The 14,845-nt window shown below is 70.8% G+C and carries 14 protein-coding genes; 4 read left to right on the top strand and 10 right to left on the bottom strand.

The window, feature by feature from the left end; all coding sequences use genetic code 11:
- Positions 1-31: 31 nt before the first annotated feature.
- The 7 genes from BFF77_RS16065 to BFF77_RS16095 form a co-directional block, all read right to left on the bottom strand.
- Entirely contained in the window at positions 32-1,882 is a 1,851-nt protein-coding gene (locus BFF77_RS16065; protein ID WP_066949679.1) for a DoxX family protein, read from the bottom strand.
- Positions 1,883-2,054: 172 nt separating this feature from the next.
- The gene (gene rlmB, locus BFF77_RS16070; RefSeq protein ID WP_066949682.1) at positions 2,055-3,005 is read right to left on the bottom strand and encodes a 23S rRNA (guanosine(2251)-2'-O)-methyltransferase RlmB; all 951 of its coding nucleotides are present in this window, start codon (positions 3,003-3,005) and stop codon (positions 2,055-2,057) included.
- A gap of 123 nt (positions 3,006-3,128) precedes the next feature.
- Positions 3,129-4,529: a cysteine--tRNA ligase gene (cysS, locus tag BFF77_RS16075; protein ID WP_066949684.1), complete on the bottom strand. Its 1,401-nt coding sequence runs from the start codon at positions 4,527-4,529 to the stop codon at positions 3,129-3,131.
- A 159-nt stretch (positions 4,530-4,688) separates the two neighbouring features.
- Entirely contained in the window at positions 4,689-5,093 is a 405-nt protein-coding gene (locus tag BFF77_RS16080; protein ID WP_066949687.1) for a PPOX class F420-dependent oxidoreductase, read from the bottom strand.
- 138 nt (positions 5,094-5,231) lie between these two features.
- Positions 5,232-5,729, bottom strand: coding sequence for a 2-C-methyl-D-erythritol 2,4-cyclodiphosphate synthase (ispF, locus tag BFF77_RS16085; protein ID WP_066949690.1), 498 nt, complete (start codon positions 5,727-5,729; stop codon positions 5,232-5,234).
- Positions 5,719-6,465 carry a 2-C-methyl-D-erythritol 4-phosphate cytidylyltransferase gene (ispD, locus tag BFF77_RS16090; RefSeq protein ID WP_066949693.1) on the bottom strand — a complete coding sequence of 249 codons (747 nt, stop codon included), beginning with the start codon at positions 6,463-6,465 and terminating at the stop codon, positions 5,719-5,721. The genes ispF and ispD overlap by 11 nt, the downstream gene beginning before the upstream one ends.
- A gap of 487 nt (positions 6,466-6,952) precedes the next feature.
- On the bottom strand, positions 6,953-7,435 hold the full coding sequence (locus tag BFF77_RS16095; RefSeq protein WP_003953493.1) for a CarD family transcriptional regulator: 483 nt from the start codon (positions 7,433-7,435) through the stop codon (positions 6,953-6,955).
- A 750-nt stretch (positions 7,436-8,185) separates the two neighbouring features.
- Between BFF77_RS16095 and BFF77_RS16100 the strand changes: the two genes are divergently transcribed.
- Positions 8,186-8,857 carry a copper chaperone PCu(A)C domain-containing protein gene (locus tag BFF77_RS16100; RefSeq protein WP_066949696.1) on the top strand — a complete coding sequence of 224 codons (672 nt, stop codon included), beginning with the start codon at positions 8,186-8,188 and terminating at the stop codon, positions 8,855-8,857.
- A 327-nt stretch (positions 8,858-9,184) separates the two neighbouring features.
- Here BFF77_RS16100 and phoP read toward each other — a convergent pair whose 3' ends face one another.
- Both phoP and phoR read right to left on the bottom strand, forming a co-directional pair.
- Positions 9,185-9,856, bottom strand: coding sequence for a two-component system response regulator PhoP (gene phoP / locus BFF77_RS16105; protein ID WP_468029676.1), 672 nt, complete (start codon positions 9,854-9,856; stop codon positions 9,185-9,187).
- A 5-nt stretch (positions 9,857-9,861) separates the two neighbouring features.
- The gene (gene phoR, locus BFF77_RS16110; protein WP_066949700.1) at positions 9,862-11,148 is read right to left on the bottom strand and encodes a two-component system sensor histidine kinase PhoR; all 1,287 of its coding nucleotides are present in this window, start codon (positions 11,146-11,148) and stop codon (positions 9,862-9,864) included.
- Between the two features lie 266 nt (positions 11,149-11,414).
- On the opposite strand from phoR, the gene phoU reads away from it, so the two are divergent.
- Both phoU and BFF77_RS35640 read left to right on the top strand, forming a co-directional pair.
- The gene (gene phoU, locus BFF77_RS16115; RefSeq protein WP_066949703.1) at positions 11,415-12,095 is read left to right on the top strand and encodes a phosphate signaling complex protein PhoU; all 681 of its coding nucleotides are present in this window, start codon (positions 11,415-11,417) and stop codon (positions 12,093-12,095) included.
- A 205-nt stretch (positions 12,096-12,300) separates the two neighbouring features.
- A complete protein-coding gene (locus tag BFF77_RS35640) occupies positions 12,301-12,447 on the top strand; it encodes a hypothetical protein (RefSeq protein WP_169922670.1) in 147 nt (48 codons plus the stop codon).
- Positions 12,448-12,597: 150 nt separating this feature from the next.
- Here BFF77_RS35640 and BFF77_RS16120 read toward each other — a convergent pair whose 3' ends face one another.
- Positions 12,598-13,359 carry a phosphoglyceromutase gene (locus BFF77_RS16120; protein ID WP_066949705.1) on the bottom strand — a complete coding sequence of 254 codons (762 nt, stop codon included), beginning with the start codon at positions 13,357-13,359 and terminating at the stop codon, positions 12,598-12,600.
- 206 nt (positions 13,360-13,565) lie between these two features.
- Between BFF77_RS16120 and BFF77_RS16125 the strand changes: the two genes are divergently transcribed.
- The coding region (locus BFF77_RS16125; protein WP_066949708.1) for an MDR family MFS transporter at positions 13,566-14,845 on the top strand (1,280 nt) is incomplete at its 3' end.

Consider the following 14,845-nt stretch of genomic DNA (forward strand, 5'->3'; position numbering starts at 1 on the left):
GACGCGGCCGGAGTGTGCGCGGCGGGGCGCGTCAGCCCAGGAGGCCGCCGATGGGGTTGCGGTTGCCGCCGGTGGTGGTCGAACCGCCTGTCGCGGAGCCGTCGCCGCTGCTCGTGCCCGTGCTTCCGTCGCCCGTACCGCCCGTGGTCCCCGGGCCCTGGCTGCTGGACGGCGGCGGGGCCTGCTGGGCGGTCTGGGGGGCCTGCCGGCCCGTCGTGCCCTGGGTCTGGCTGGGCTGTTGCTGCTGGCTCTGGCCGGTGCTGGCCGCGCCGCCGCCCGCCTCCGGGACCGTACCGCCGCCCGTGGTGGGCTGCTGGGCCTCGGGCGTGCCCGACCGGGTCGCGGAGGGCTCGGAGGACCGGCCCGCCGTCGTACCGCCGCTGCTGGGCGTGCCGGAGGCGCTGCTGCCGCCGCGGCCCGGCTTCTGGGGCAGTGATTCGCCGGGAAGCTGGTTGACCGGGTCGACGTTCGGCCCCGGCACCGTCACCATGTCGGAGGACCGTACGGCCCCGCCGAGCACCGAACCGATCAGCAGCGTCAGCCCGATGACGACGGTCGCGACGACCGTGCCCCGGCGCAGCACGCGACGGCGCAGGTCCCAGATCTCGGAACGCGGTCCGAGCGTGCGCCAGGCCTCGCCCGCGAGCCTTCCGTCCACGGAGTAGACGGGCGCGCCCGCGATGATCAGCGGTGACCAGGCGGCCAGATAGATGATGTCGGGCGCGTCGTACACCGGAACGGTCCGCCAGCTCACCGTGAGCAGCAGCGCCGCGGAGAGCAGCGCGCCGAAGCACGCGGCGACCCGCTGCCAGAGCCCGAGGACGGTGAGTACGCCGGCGACGATCTGGAGGAAGGCGACGCTGAGGCCCGCGCCGACCGGGTGGGAGAGCGCGAAGTCCCGCAGCGGTTCCGCGAGCGCCCAGGGGTGCAGCGAGTTGAGCCACTTGACCATCGAGCCGCGCTCGCCGCCGTCGAAGTAGACGGGATCGCACAGCTTGCCCATGCCGGCGTAGATGGAGATGAAGCCGAGGAAGACCCGGAGCGGGAGCAGCACCACACCGAGGTTCATCCGGCGGCCCGGGTAGTACGCGTGCCGGACGCCCCCGGCGTCGGCGGCCCGTGCGCCCGTCGCGCCGTAGCGCCGGTCGCGCCGCCGGTGGTCGTCGGGATGGGCGCCGGACTCCGCGTACGGCTCCAGGTCCAGATCCCGATCGAGGTCCTGGTCCAGATCCAGGTCCGAGTCCTCGATCGTCCGCTCGGGCGCGTCGTACGCGCCGACCGCCTGCCGCATGGGCGGCAGCAGCGGCCTGACACCGGTCCGGGCACCGGCACCCGGGCCGGGGCCGTGCCCTCGGCTCTGCGGGCCGACGACGGGCGTCGGCATCGTCGCCTCGCCGTCGAGGTCGAGCCGCGGAATGACCTGCGTGACGCCGGTGTCGTACCCCCGTTCCGGTACGGCGGGCCGGCCGGCCGCACCGGACATCCCCGGCCTGCCCGGCGCGGGACGCACATCACGCGCGTCACGCGGCTCCCGGGCGTCCCGGTAGCCGCTGGTGGGCGGCACGGAGGAGTTCCGTACGGCCTGGAGGAGCCCGGTCGCGCCGGGGTCGCCCGGGGCGGACTTGCCGCTCCAGACGACGGGAGCCCTGCGGCGGCCTCCGCCACCGCCGGCGGCACCCCCGCCTGCGCCACCGCCGATGGCGCGGACGCGCGCGGTGTCCGCCGCGCCGCGCGCGGGGCCGGTGCGCTGGGGCGACGCGAGCTTCACCCGGAAGCTGGCGTGGTTCACGATGACCTGCGCGGGATCGCAATCCACCTTGAGCATGCTCAGCGGGGGCTGATCGTCGAACCCGGGCCGGGGCGTTCTGGTGTCCACACTCATCTAACCGAGTGACTTGTGTTTAGGACACTGCCTTGACGCGCGGTAAATGTCCGAGACCCGTCAAGATCATCAGCCGTACCCGCCCCCGGACCCGTCGGACCTGCTCACACACGGCTCACACACGGTGTCGGACCCGCTCACACGGCGGCGGCACGGCCCGGCACCCGGGACCTCATGCCCGGCGGCGCGCCGCCTCGTACAGCACCACCCCGGCCGCGACCCCCGCGTTGAGCGACTCGGCGCCGCCCGGCATCGGGATCCGCACCCGGAAGTCGCACGTCTCCCCGACCAGCCGCGACAGCCCCTTGCCCTCGCTGCCGACGACGATGACGACGGGCCCGCCGAGCGCCTCCAGATCGCCGACCTCGTGCTCACCGTCCGCCGCGAGCCCGACGACCACGAGACCGGCCTTCTGGTACGACTCCAGGGCGCGCGTGAGATTGGTCGCGCGGGCGACGGGCGTACGGGCCGCCGTGCCCGCCGAGGACTTCCAGGCCCCGGCGGTCATCCCCGCGGCACGCCGCTCCGGTACGACGACACCGTGCCCGCCGAAGGCGGAGACGGACCGGACGACCGCGCCGAGATTGCGCGGGTCGGTGACACCGTCGAGCGCGACGATCAGCGGGTCCTCGCCGTCGTCGAAGGCCGCTGCCGCGAGATCCTCGGGGTGGGCGTACTCGTACGGCGGCACCTGGAGGACCAGGCCCTGGTGGTTCAGTCCGTTCGTCATCCGGTCCAGCTCCGGCTTGGGGGCCTCCATCAGATGGATGCCGCCGCGGTCGGCCGCGAGCTGGAGCGCCTCACGGACGCGCTCGTCGTTGTCGATGAACTGCTGGACGTACAGAGTCACCGCCGGTACGCCGTCGCGCAGCGCCTCGAAGACCGGGTTGCGGCCGACGACCATCTCGCTGGTGCCCTTGCCGCCGCGCCGGGCGACCTGGCGCCGCGCGGCCTGCTTCGCCTTGGCGTTGGCGACGCGGTTCTGGACATGGCCCTTGCGGGCGGACGCGGGCGGCGTCGGGCCCCTGCCTTCGAGTCCGCGGCGTCGCTTGCCACCGCTGCCGACCTGCGCGCCCTTCTTGTTGGACGTGCGGCGGTTCCTGCGCTGGCTGTTCCCGGCCATGACCTACCTGTTTCGTTGCCCACGTGCTTCAGGGGTTCTTCGAACGTGGGGATGCGTCAAGTTTTCAGCGTCAGCGTACGCAAGTGTGCCGCCCGGCCGTACCGAGCGGCACATCACCGCAGGTCAGCGCGGTCCCAGCGTCCAGCGCGGGCCCGAGGGACCGTCCTCGACGACGAGTCCGGTCTGCTGGAGCTGGTCCCGGATGGCGTCCGCCGTGCCCCAGTCCCTGCGTCCGCGCGCCGCCTCGCGCTGCTCCAGCACCAGCCGTACGAGCGTGTCGACGACACCGTGCAGATCCTCGCCGCGGTCGGCCTCGCCGGCCCAGTGCGGGTCCAGCGGATCGAGACCGAGGACGCCGAGCATGGCCCGTACCTCGGCGAGCCGGGCGACGGCCGCTTCCTTGTCGTCGGCGGCGAGCGCGGAATTGCCCTGCCGGACCGTGGTGTGGACGATCGCGAGCGCCTGCGGAACGCCCAGGTCGTCGTCCATGGCCTCGGCGAAGGCCGGCGGGACCTCGTGCGCGGGAGCGACGGCCTTCCCGGCCTTCTCCGTGACGCGCTGGACGAAGCCCTCGATCCGCGCGAACGCGGACTCGGCCTCGCGCAGCGCCTCCTCGCTGTACTCGATCATCGAGCGGTAGTGCGGCGTGCCCAGGTAGTAGCGCAGCACGATGGGGCGCCAGTGCTTGACCATCTCGGAGACCAGCACCGAGTTGCCGAGCGACTTGGACATCTTCTCGCCGCTCATGGTGACCCAGGCGTTGTGCACCCAGTACCGCGCGAACTCGTCGCCGTACGCCTTGGCCTGCGCGATCTCGTTCTCGTGGTGCGGGAAGATCAGGTCGATGCCGCCGCCGTGGATGTCGAAGACGCTGCCCAGGTACTTGTGGGCCATGGCCGAGCACTCCAGGTGCCAGCCCGGCCGGCCGCGGCCCCAGGGCGTCTCCCAGCTCGGCTCGCCGGGCTTGGCGGACTTCCACATCGCGAAGTCGCGCTGGTCGCGCTTGCCGGTCTCGCCCTCGCCGGAGGGCTGGCGCAGTTCGTCCAGGTCCTGGTTGGAGAGCTGCAGATACTCCGGGAAGGACCGGACGTCGAAGTAGACGTTGCCGTCCGCCTCGTAGGCGTGGCCGCGCTCGATGAGGCCGCGCATCATCTCGATCATCTCGGTGATGTGGCCGGTCGCGCGGGGCTCGTAGCTGGGCGGCAGGCAGCCGAGGACGTCGTAGCCGTCGTTGAAGGCGCGCTCGTTCTCGTAGCCGATGGACCACCACGGGCGGCCCTGGGCGGCGGACTTGGCGATGATCTTGTCGTCGATGTCCGTGACGTTCCTGATGAACGTCACGTCGTAGCCGCGGTAGGCGAACCAGCGGCGCATGATGTCGAAGTTCAGTCCCGACCTGATGTGCCCGATGTGCGGAGCGGCCTGCACGGTGGCACCACAGAGGTAGATCGAGACACAGCCCGGCGTGAGCGGGTTGAAATCGCGGATCTGCCGGGCGCCGGTGTCGTACAGCCGAATAGTCACGCGACAAGGGTAGTGCGCCCGGGGTGGTGCCCCGCGACCCTTTGGGCCACGGGGACACCGAAGCGTGACGTTCATACCCGCCTGGCGAAGTCGGCGGCCGAGTTTCGCGGCGTTCGAGACATTTGCCCCGATCGGGTCGGCGCGCCCGGCCCGACGGGTTCAGATACGGCTGATGACCTTGCGCGGGGTGATGCGGACGACCACCCGCTCGGCGTCGTCCTTGGACGCCGGGTTGAACTCCGCGTACGGCTTGCCGGTGTACTTGAGGGACAGCTCGTTGATCAGCTCCTGGCCGCCCTCCGCGGTGAGCGTCGCGGAGCCGCGGATCTCCGCGTAGAGGTACGGCGCGTCATCGGGCCGCGCGACGACCGACACCCGGGGGTCGCGGCGCAGGTTCTGCTCCTTGCGGCGGCCGACGGTGGTCGAGACGAGCAGATCGTCACCGTCGCGCTTCACCCACACCGGTGACACCTGCGGGCTGCCGTCGGGCTGGATGGTGGCGATGTCGACGAAGACGGGTCCGTCGAGGAGTTCCTTGAGCTTGTCGGGGAGTGCGGCTGCCATGACTGCCTTCCTGATGCCTGACCTGAGGGAACCGGTGCTGGACGCTGACGTGCCGTGCCTCGATGGCACGGATGCCGGGCCGGGCTGGACGCCCGGCCTGACACTCCCTCAACTCGTACCCCGAGCCATCTATTTCGATCAGCCCGTACGGACGACCAGCGCCGTGGCGATCGCGGCCAGTCCCTCGCCCCGGCCGGTGAAGCCGAGCCCGTCGGAGGTCGCGGCGGAGACCGCGACCGGGGCGCCGACTGCCTCGGTGAGCACCTTCTGCGCCTCTTCGCGCCGCTTGCCGATCTTCGGCCGCAGACCGACGACCTGTACGGCGACATTGCCGATCGTGAAGCCCGCGGCGCGCACGATCCTGGCCGCCTCCGCCAGGAGGGTGAGCCCGGAGGCGCCGGACCACTCCGGGCGCCCGGTGCCGAAGTGCGCGCCGAGATCACCGAGGCCGGCGGCCGAGAACAGCGCGTTGCAGGCCGCGTGGGCGACGACGTCCGCGTCGGAGTGACCGGCCAGACCGGGGCCCTCGCCCTCCCAGAGCAGACCCGCGCACCACAGCTCGCGGCCCTCCTCGAAGGCGTGGATGTCGGTGCCGATGCCCACCTGCGGCAGCCGTACGGAGGACTCAGTAGCCATCGTTGGCCCTCCTCCGGGCGAGTACCGCCTCCGCCAGCACCAGATCCAGCGGCCTGGTCACCTTGAACGCCTCCTCGTGTCCGGGCACGACCACCACGGGCGCGCCGAGCCGCTCGACCATACCGGCGCAGTCCGTGGCGCCCTCGCCGACGGCCGTGACCGTCTCGTGGGCGCGCTGGAGCGTGGCGCGGTCGAAGCCCTGCGGGGTCTGTACGGCGCGCAGCAGCGCCCGCTCGGGCGTGGCGACGACCGGTTCGGGCTCGCCCTTCCCGCGCGGCTCGACCTGTTTGACCGTGTCCGCGAGCGGCAAGGCGGGCACGACGGCCGGCGCGCCGTCCCGTACGGCCTCGACCACGGCGTCCACGGTGTCCACGGGGACGAGCGGGCGCGCCGCGTCATGGACGAGTACGGCGGTGATGGAGTCGGGCAGGGCCTCGATCCCGCGCCGCACGGATTCCTGGCGTGTCTCGCCGCCCGGGACGACGAGATAGTCGGTGCGCTGCGGCAGCGCGTGCTCGTCGAGCAGGTGTTTCACCTCGGCGGCGCCGTCGGGCGGGGCGACCACCACGACGAGCGAGACGGCGCGTGAGGCGGCCATGGCGCGGACGGCGTGGATCAGCATCGGTGTGCCGCCCAGCACCCGGAGAGCCTTGGGGGCTCCGGGGCCGAGCCGTACCCCCCGGCCTGCTGCGGGGATCACCGCGGCGGTGCGGTGGGGGCGGGCTTCGTCTGACATCGGTTGCACTCCGGCAGGTTTGTTTCCTCGGCCGACATGGGTATGGCCACACCGTGCCTGGCGCGACGCCTCGACCGGACCCTTCCGTGACAGACGGTCGAGACGGATCGCGCCGGCTGCCCGGGGCTCCGCACACCCGGGTCCGCCCCGGGTATGGCGAGGTCCCGGGTGAAGGCCGGGCGTGTCCCCGGGTACGAGAGGTCTGAAACCTCGGACGTCCGACGTCCCCGGTGGGCGGCGTGGCGTCTCACGGTGTGACGTCTCCGGTGGCTCCGGTGATCGGTGTACGAAAGCGTCTGGACGGTGTACGGATGTCGGGGCGTGCGTGTACGGCGGATGTGGACCGGATGTCGTACGAGGTGCGGGCGTACGGACATGCCGCAGCGCCCGGCGACACAGCATTTCCCTCGTAGCTGGTCAGCGGGCACCACGGCATTCACTGCGTTGTACGGCATGCGCCACCGGCACGGTGGCGTCACGTCATGGTTCAGGACGCGAGAACCTCGTCGAGCAGAGCCTCGGCCTTGTCTTCATTCGTGTTCTCCGCGAGAGCCAGCTCGCTGACAAGAATCTGCCGCGCCTTGGCGAGCATGCGCTTCTCACCTGCGGAGAGTCCGCGCTCGCGCTCCCGGCGCCACAGATCGCGCACCACTTCAGCGACCTTGATGACATCGCCGGAGGCGAGCTTCTCGAGATTTGCCTTGTAGCGACGGGACCAGTTCGTCGGCTCTTCTGCGTACGGTGCGCGAAGCACCTCGAAGACCCGGTCCAGCCCGTCCTGACCGACCACATCGCGCACGCCGACGAACTCCGCATTGTCCGCCGGTACACGCACTGTCAAGTCGCCCTGGGCGACCTTGAGCACCAAGTAGGTCTTGTCCACGCCTTTGATCTGGCGAGTTTCGATGGCCTCGATCAGCGCGGCCCCGTGATGGGGATAGACCACGGTGTCGCCAACCTTGAACGTCATGTGACAGGTACCCCTTCCGTGGCTATCCAGGGTAACACGAGAATGGCATCTTCTGAATGGCGTTTTCGCAGGTCAGGACGGTTCTCGGGGCTTGACAACTGCGCCGGGGACGTGCTGCGGACGGCTTCCGGAAGAGGGTATTCGCAGGTCGGAGCGGCTGCGCGGGCGCACGGAAACGCGCACGTTACCCACTGTGCAACACCCCCAGGAGGGGATGAACGTCCCGATTTGCCGGATTTCAGGTGTCAAACTTCCCGTAGTCCGTTCGGTTGTCGATCACTCGTGCGGATGGAAGTGCGGGAGATTCCACATTTGATCACCCCGGGCTCGCGCGGCGGTATTCGTAAGGAATGTGCGGCGCCCGGAGGAATTGATCACCGGCATTATGTGAACGCCGTGCGAAACGACGGGATCGAGCAGGAAATCGGATACGGAATCCGGCCTGGACGCTGTCCTGAAACAGCCCGGGCAGCGGCGCGGGAGGAGTGCGGGAGCGATACGGATGTGGCGGTGGGGGCGGCTGAGGCGCCCGGGACGACGGCGCGCGGTACGAAACCGGCCGGGCGCGGCGACGGGCCCCGGCGGCAGCGCGCTGGAGGCGGGTCGGGTGCGGGGCCTCGGCGACGGCTCGGTAACCTAGGCCCGCTGAAAGCCTTGAGCACCGTCGGTCCCGCCGACACCGCGCCGGGTTCTCGGTGTTGTCCCGTCCTGAGCCCTATCCGTCCGTACGTCCTAGGAGTTGCCGCCGCCGTGAGCCGCAGCCTTCGACGCGGCGTCCTCGCCGCCTCCGCCCTCGTGTTCTCGCTCGCCCCGCTCACCGCGTGCGGCGCGGGCAGCAACGCGCAGACGCTCGGCGTCAAGCCGGACAGCGCCGCCACCTCCGTGGGTGACATCTCCATCCAGAACGCGACGGTGGTCACCCAGCCCGAGGCCGACGCGGAGGGCCCCGCCGTCGTCACCGGCACGGTCTTCAACAGCGGCAGGAGCGGACAGACGCTCGACTCGATCACGCTGCCCGGCACCACCGCCGAGGTGAGGCTCTCGTCCGCCACGGGATCGGGACCGGTCACCGTGCCGGCCGGCGGCTCGGTCCAGCTCGGCGGTGAGGGCAACGCGTCCGCCGTGATCGAGAACGGCCGCGAGGCCGCGAAGAACGGCGACGCGCAGCAGGTCGTCTTCACGTTCAGCGAGACCGGCGACGTGGGTCTGCGCGCCTTCGTCTTCCCGTCGAACAGCTACTTCAAGGGTGTCGGCCCGAGCGCCCTGCCGTCGCCGTCGGCTCCCGCGTCCCCGTCGCCGGGCGCGTCGGGGACACCCGCCGGATCCGTCTCGGGCTCTCCGTCGGAGACACAGTCGGGCGAGGCCGGCGAGCCGGGGAACACGTCGGGCCCCTCGGACTCCGCGTCCGCGTCGACGCACTAGGGCTCGACGCACACCTCGGCGTACTGGAGCTCGACTCGGCGTACTGGAGCTCGACGCACTCAGGCTCGGCACCGGGGCTCGGCGGCTCGACGCACCAGAGGCAGGACACGCCGGCAGGCAGGACGCCGGCGGGGGCACACCGCACCGACGCACGCAGCGCTGTGGCGTCCCGCCCGGACGAGAAGGACCGGGCAGGGCGCCACAGCGCTGCGGCTTCGAACACGAGCGCGAGCACCTTCACAGCGCACGGGCACGCACGTACAGGCGCGCACGCTCAGGCGTACGCGCGCGGCACAGGATCCCGCGAGGCCGGAGGGCCGGGCCGGTTTACGGCTCGAACTTGTAGCCCAGTCCCCGCACCGTCACCAGATAGCGCGGAGCGCCCGGGTCCGGTTCGATCTTCGCGCGGAGACGCTTGACGTGAACGTCGAGAGTCTTGGTGTCACCGACGTAGTCCGCGCCCCAGACCCGGTCGATGAGCTGCATACGGGTCAGCACCCGGCCCGCGTTGCGCAGCAGCATCTCCAGCAGGTCGAACTCCTTCAGCGGCAGATCCACCTTGCCGCCGGAGACCGTGACGACATGGCGGTCCACGTCCATCCGTACCGGACCCGCCTCCAGCGCGGCGGGCGTGACCTCCTCCGGCTCGCCCCTGCGGCGGAGCACCGCGCGGATACGGGCGACCAGCTCACGCGAGGAGAAGGGCTTGGTCACATAATCGTCGGCCCCTATCTCCAGGCCGACGACCTTGTCGATCTCGCTGTCCTTGGCGGTGACCATGATCACCGGGACATTGGACCTGCCGCGCAGCTGGCGGCAGACCTCGGTGCCCGGCAGGCCGGGCAGCATCAGGTCGAGGAGGACGAGGTCGGCGCCGTTGCGTTCGAACTCGTCGAGCCCCGCGGGCCCGGTGGTCGCGATCGCGACCTCGAAGCCTTCCTTGCGGAGCATGTAGGAAAGGGCGTCGCTGAAGGATTCCTCATCCTCGACGACGAGCACTCGGGTCACGGAAGGACCTCCGGGGCAGCAATCACGGTCGGGGGATCATCCAGCTCAAGGCTGGTCTCGGTGTCAGTGTCGGTGTCGCTGTGATGAGCGGTCCGGTCGTCGTCGTCAGGGATCATGGCTGAGCGATCCCTGACGGCGCCGGCCTCGGGCAGCCTCAGGGTGAAGGTGGAGCCCTGGCCCTCCGAGCTCCATACGGTGACCTCCCCGCCGTGCGAGGCGGCCACATGCTTGACGATGGCGAGGCCGAGCCCCGTACCGCCGGTGGCCCGGGAGCGAGCCGGGTCGACACGGTAGAACCGTTCGAAGATCCGCTCCCGGTCCTTCTCCGAGATACCTATGCCCTGATCGGTCACGGCTATCTCGATCAGGTCGCCGCCGGTGGCGGAGACGCGGTGCGCGGCGATACCGACGCGCGTACGGGCCGGAGAGTAGTTGACGGCGTTCTCGACGAGATTGCCGAGGGCCGCGGCGAGCTGGCCGCGATTGCCCCACACATGGAGATGGACGGTGCCGCCCGACGCCATGGTGATCTGCTTGGTGGACGCGGCGTGCCGGGACCGGTCGATGGCCTCGGCGACGAGTTCGTCCACGCGTACGGGCTCGGCGTCCTCCAGCGGGTCGTCGTTCTGCACCCGGGAGAGATCGATGAGCTCCTGTACGAGATTGGTGAGCCGGGTCGCCTCGATCTGCATCCGGCCGGCGAAGCGGGTGACCGCCTCGGGGTCGTCCGAGGCGTCCATGACAGCTTCGGAGAGCAGAGAGAGCGCACCGGTGGGTGTCTTCAGCTCGTGGCTGACATTCGCCACGAAATCCCGCCGTACGGCTTCGATACGACGGGCCTCGGTGAGGTCCTCGACCAGGAGGAGGACCAGGCGGGAGCCGAGCGGAGCGACACGGGCGGAGACGGCGAGCGCCTCGCCGCGACCCGTACCGCGCCTGGGCAGATCGAGCTCGACCTGCCTTATCTCGCCGTCCCGCCGGGTGTCCCGCGCCATGTGGAGCATCGGCTCGACGGCGAGCTTGCCGCCTCTGACCAGCCCGAGCGCGTACGCCGCCGAACTGGCCTTGACGACGGCGTCGCTCTCGTCGAGCACGACGGCGGAGGAGCGCAGCACGGAGAGCACGGTGTCGACACCCGGGGGCAGCACGGCGTCCGTGTGCAGCGAGGTGCGGGTGGGCCGTGCCTGGTCGCGCTCACTCCAGCGGAACGCCAGCATGGCGATCACGCCGGTGCACACCCCGGCGATCGCTGCCAATGCGGCGACCGCCGCGTTCACGTCCATGCGACCAGGTTACGGGCGCCCGAGGACACTCTCCCAGCGGTCGAGGTGTCTCCTTTGACACTCGTCGCCCAGAGTTCACCGAGGGGATAGTGACGGTTCATTTCTGCGGGAGGCGCCCGACGCGTGACGGCCGGAACGTGGGACCGTGGGGGGCCACACCACGGGTCGGGCCCCGGCCGAAAGCCGCGCCCGGCCCCCGGCCGAAGTCCCGGCTCCAGCTGGAAACGTCAAGGTCAAACAGGTCAAGGTCAAGAGAGGGACACCCCATGCGGGACGCGTACCACGAGGAACTGGACTCGATAGGCGAGGACCTGGTCGAGATGGCCCGGCTGGTCGGTTCCGCCATCGGCCGTGCCACGACGGCCATGCTCGACGCCGATCTCAAGCTCGCCGAGAGCGTGATCGCCGCCGATCAGCGGGTCGACGACCTCCAGCACGACCTGGAGGCCAGGGCCATCGCGCTGCTCGCCAGGCAGCAGCCGGTCGCGACCGATCTGCGGATCGTGGTCACCTCGCTGCGGATGAGCGCGGACCTGGAGCGCTCGGGCGACCTGGCGCAGCATGTCGCCAAGCTGGCGCGCCTCCGCTTCCCCGGCTCGCCCGTGCCGCACGACCTGCACGCGACGCTCCTGGAGATGGGACAGCTCGCACAGCGTCTGATGGCGAAGACGGCCGAGGTCATCATCACCAAGGACGTCGAGCTGGCGCTTCAGCTCGAACAGGACGACGACGAGATGGACCTGCTGCACCGCACGCTCTTCCAGCACCTGATGGACGACCGGTGGAAGCACGGCATCGAGACGGCGGTCGACGTGACGCTGCTCGGCCGCTACTACGAGCGGTTCGCGGACCACGCGGTGGCGGTCGCCAACCGGGTCGTCTACCTGGTGACGGGCGAGCACGCGGACGAGATCCAGCCGGCGGAGACACCGGTCGAGGGAGCGTAGGCGCGGTCCTTGGCGGGGTCCGGCCGTCAAGTCGCGTCCGGTCCGGTGCACTCGAACAGGTGGGTCCGGCAGGTGCACCCGAAAGATGGACGGGCGCACCGAGGTGTTTGCGCGTATGCGCCTGAGATGCGCCGTTGATGCGCCCGCCGCGGAGGGCATGGAATGGGCACAGGCGCCATCCGTGCACGCCTTTGAGGAGGATCCCATGGCCGATTCCCCCACGACCGAACCCCGGCCGGAAGCCCCGGCCGGAGCGCTGCATCTGCCCATTCTCGGCGCGTGCGGCTGCGGCTCGGGCTGCGGCTGCGGCTGCCAGTCGGGCGGCTCGTGCCAGTGCGGCGGCAGCTGCTAGCCCCCGCGTCCGCACGAGACATCAGCAAGCGAAGGCCCTGCCCAAGAACACGGACAGGGCCTTCGCGCACGACGGGGTCAGACGTACGGGTCGGGCGGCGGAGCGGCTGAGCGGCGGAGCGGCTGAGCGGCTGAGCGGCTGAGCGGGACGTTACTTCTTCTTGCCCTGGTTCTTGACGGCTTCGATCGCGGCGGCTGCCGCGTCCGGGTCGAGGTAGGTGCCGCCCGGGGTGAGGGGGTGGAAGTCGGCGTCGAGGTCGTAGACGAGCGGGATGCCGGTGGGGATGTTCAGGCCCGCGATGTCCTCGTCGGAGACACCGTCGAGGTGCTTGACCAGGGCGCGCAGGCTGTTGCCGTGGGCGGCGACCAGGACCGTACGGCCGGTCAGCAGGTCCGGGACGATCGCGTCGTACCAGTACGGCAGCATCCGCACGACGACGTCCTTGAGGCACTCGGTGCGCGGGAGCAGCTCGCTCGGGATCGTGGCGTACCGGGCGTCGCCGCTCTGCGAGAACTCCGCGCCGTCCTCGAGAACGGGCGGCGGGGTGTCGTACGAGCGGCGCCACAGCATGAACTGCTCCTCGCCGAACTCGGCGAGGGTCTGCGCCTTGTCCTTGCCCTGGAGCGCGCCGTAGTGGCGCTCGTTCAGTCGCCAGGAACGGTGGACCGGGATCCAGTGGCGGTCCGCGGCCTCCAGCGCGAGCTGCGCGGTGCGGATGGCGCGCTTCTGGACGGAGGTGTGCAGTACGTCGGGCAGCAGGCCGGCGTCCTTGAGCAGCTCACCGCCGCGGACTGCCTCCTTCTCGCCCTTGTCGGTGAGGTTGACGTCCACCCAGCCGGTGAACAGGTTCTTCGCGTTCCATTCGCTCTCGCCGTGGCGGAGGAGGATCAGCTTGTACGGTGCGTCGGCCATGGGCCCGAGCCTAATGGACGGTCCTGGGCCGCCTGGAGGCCCTGCCCCGATTGACGGCGGCCCGCGGAAGACCGTCAATTGACTGGCGCCTGCCGGGCCCTCCTACGTAAGTTTCCCTTGGTTTGCCCGGCCACTCACCGGGCGCTGGTCCGGCCGCCCGTCCGGCCATGAGCCACAGGGGAGGCCGCGGCCTCGGGGGAGAACGTATGTCTGTCGCCAAGTCGGTCGCCGGTGTCGGACGTGCCGCGCGGGAGAGCGTCTCCGGGCTGCCGAGGGAGTTCTGGTGGCTGTGGACGAGCACGCTGGTCAACCGGCTCGGCGCCTTCGTCGCCACCTTCATGGCGCTCTACCTCACCCTGGACCAGGGCTACTCCGCCTCGTACGCCGGCCTGGTCGCCTCACTCCACGGGCTCGGCGGAGTCGTCTCGTCCCTCGGCGCCGGAGTGATGACCGACCGGCTCGGCCGGCGGCCCACCCTGCTGATCGCACAGTCGTCGACGGCCGCCTCCGTCGCGCTGCTCGGCTTCATGCGGGACCCGCTGTCGATCGCCGCCGTGGCCTTCCTGGTGGGAATGGCCTCGAACGCCTCCCGCCCGGCCGTACAGGCGATGATGGCGGACATCGTCAGGCCCGAGGACCGCGTACGGGCGTTCTCGCTCAACTACTGGGCGATCAACCTGGGCTTCGCGATCTCCTCGGCGGGCGCGGGCTTCATCGCGCAGTACAGCTATCTCGCGGGCTTCCTGGGCGAGGCCGCGATGACGCTCGTGTGTGCCGTCCTGGTCTTCCTGAAGCTGCCGGAGTCACGGCCGGAGCGTCCGTCCGGGGGCGGGAAGGAGGGCTCGGGACCCGGAGTCGGGCTCGGGACCGTCCTGCGGGACGGCCGCTTCATGAGCGTCGTCACCCTGTCCTTCGTCGTCGCGCTCATCTTCCAGCAGGGCTCCGTCGGTCTGCCGGTGGCCATGGGCGCCGCCGGTTTCAGCAGCGTCGACTACGGCACGGCCATCGCGGTCAACGGCGCACTGATCGTGGTCCTCCAGATCCCGGTCACCCGCCTCATCCAGCACCGCGACCCGCGCCGGCTGCTGGTCGTCTCGTCGGTGCTGGCGGGCTACGGCTTCGGCCTGACGGCGTTCGCCGGGTCGTCGCTCGCCCTCTACACGCTGACCGTCTGCGTGTGGACACTCGCCGAGATCGTCAACGCCCCCACCCAGACCGGACTGGTGGTACGCCTCTCCCCGGTGCACGGCCGGGGCCGCTACCAGGGCATGTACACCATGTCCTGGTCGGTGGCGGGCCTGGTCGCCCCGCTGATGTCGGGGCTGATCATCGACCGCTACGGCGCGGAGTGGCTGTGGGGCGCGTGCGCGGTGCTGGGGACGGTGGCGGGACTGGGCTACTGGCTGCTGATGCGGGGGCTGTCGGAGGAGCCGGGGGAAGCGCAGGAGTGGGAGTCGCGGGAGCGGGGGTCCCGCGACTCCCACTC

This window comes from Streptomyces lushanensis (genome assembly GCF_001700515.1).
Classification (GTDB): domain Bacteria; phylum Actinomycetota; class Actinomycetes; order Streptomycetales; family Streptomycetaceae; genus Streptomyces; species Streptomyces lushanensis.

Coding starts and splice junctions, on each gene's coding strand:
- BFF77_RS16065 (WP_066949679.1), bottom strand. CDS start 1,882: ATGAGTGTGGACACCAGAACGCCCCGGCCCGGGTTCGACGATCAGCCC.
- rlmB (WP_066949682.1), bottom strand. CDS start 3,005: ATGGCCGGGAACAGCCAGCGCAGGAACCGCCGCACGTCCAACAAGAAG.
- BFF77_RS16080 (WP_066949687.1), bottom strand. CDS start 5,093: ATGGCAGCCGCACTCCCCGACAAGCTCAAGGAACTCCTCGACGGACCC.
- ispF (WP_066949690.1), bottom strand. CDS start 5,729: ATGGCTACTGAGTCCTCCGTACGGCTGCCGCAGGTGGGCATCGGCACC.
- ispD (WP_066949693.1), bottom strand. CDS start 6,465: ATGTCAGACGAAGCCCGCCCCCACCGCACCGCCGCGGTGATCCCCGCA.
- BFF77_RS16095 (WP_003953493.1), bottom strand. CDS start 7,435: ATGACGTTCAAGGTTGGCGACACCGTGGTCTATCCCCATCACGGGGCC.
- phoR (WP_066949700.1), bottom strand. CDS start 11,148: ATGGACGTGAACGCGGCGGTCGCCGCATTGGCAGCGATCGCCGGGGTG.
- phoU (WP_066949703.1), top strand. CDS start 11,415: ATGCGGGACGCGTACCACGAGGAACTGGACTCGATAGGCGAGGACCTG.
- BFF77_RS35640 (WP_169922670.1), top strand. CDS start 12,301: ATGGCCGATTCCCCCACGACCGAACCCCGGCCGGAAGCCCCGGCCGGA.
- BFF77_RS16120 (WP_066949705.1), bottom strand. CDS start 13,359: ATGGCCGACGCACCGTACAAGCTGATCCTCCTCCGCCACGGCGAGAGC.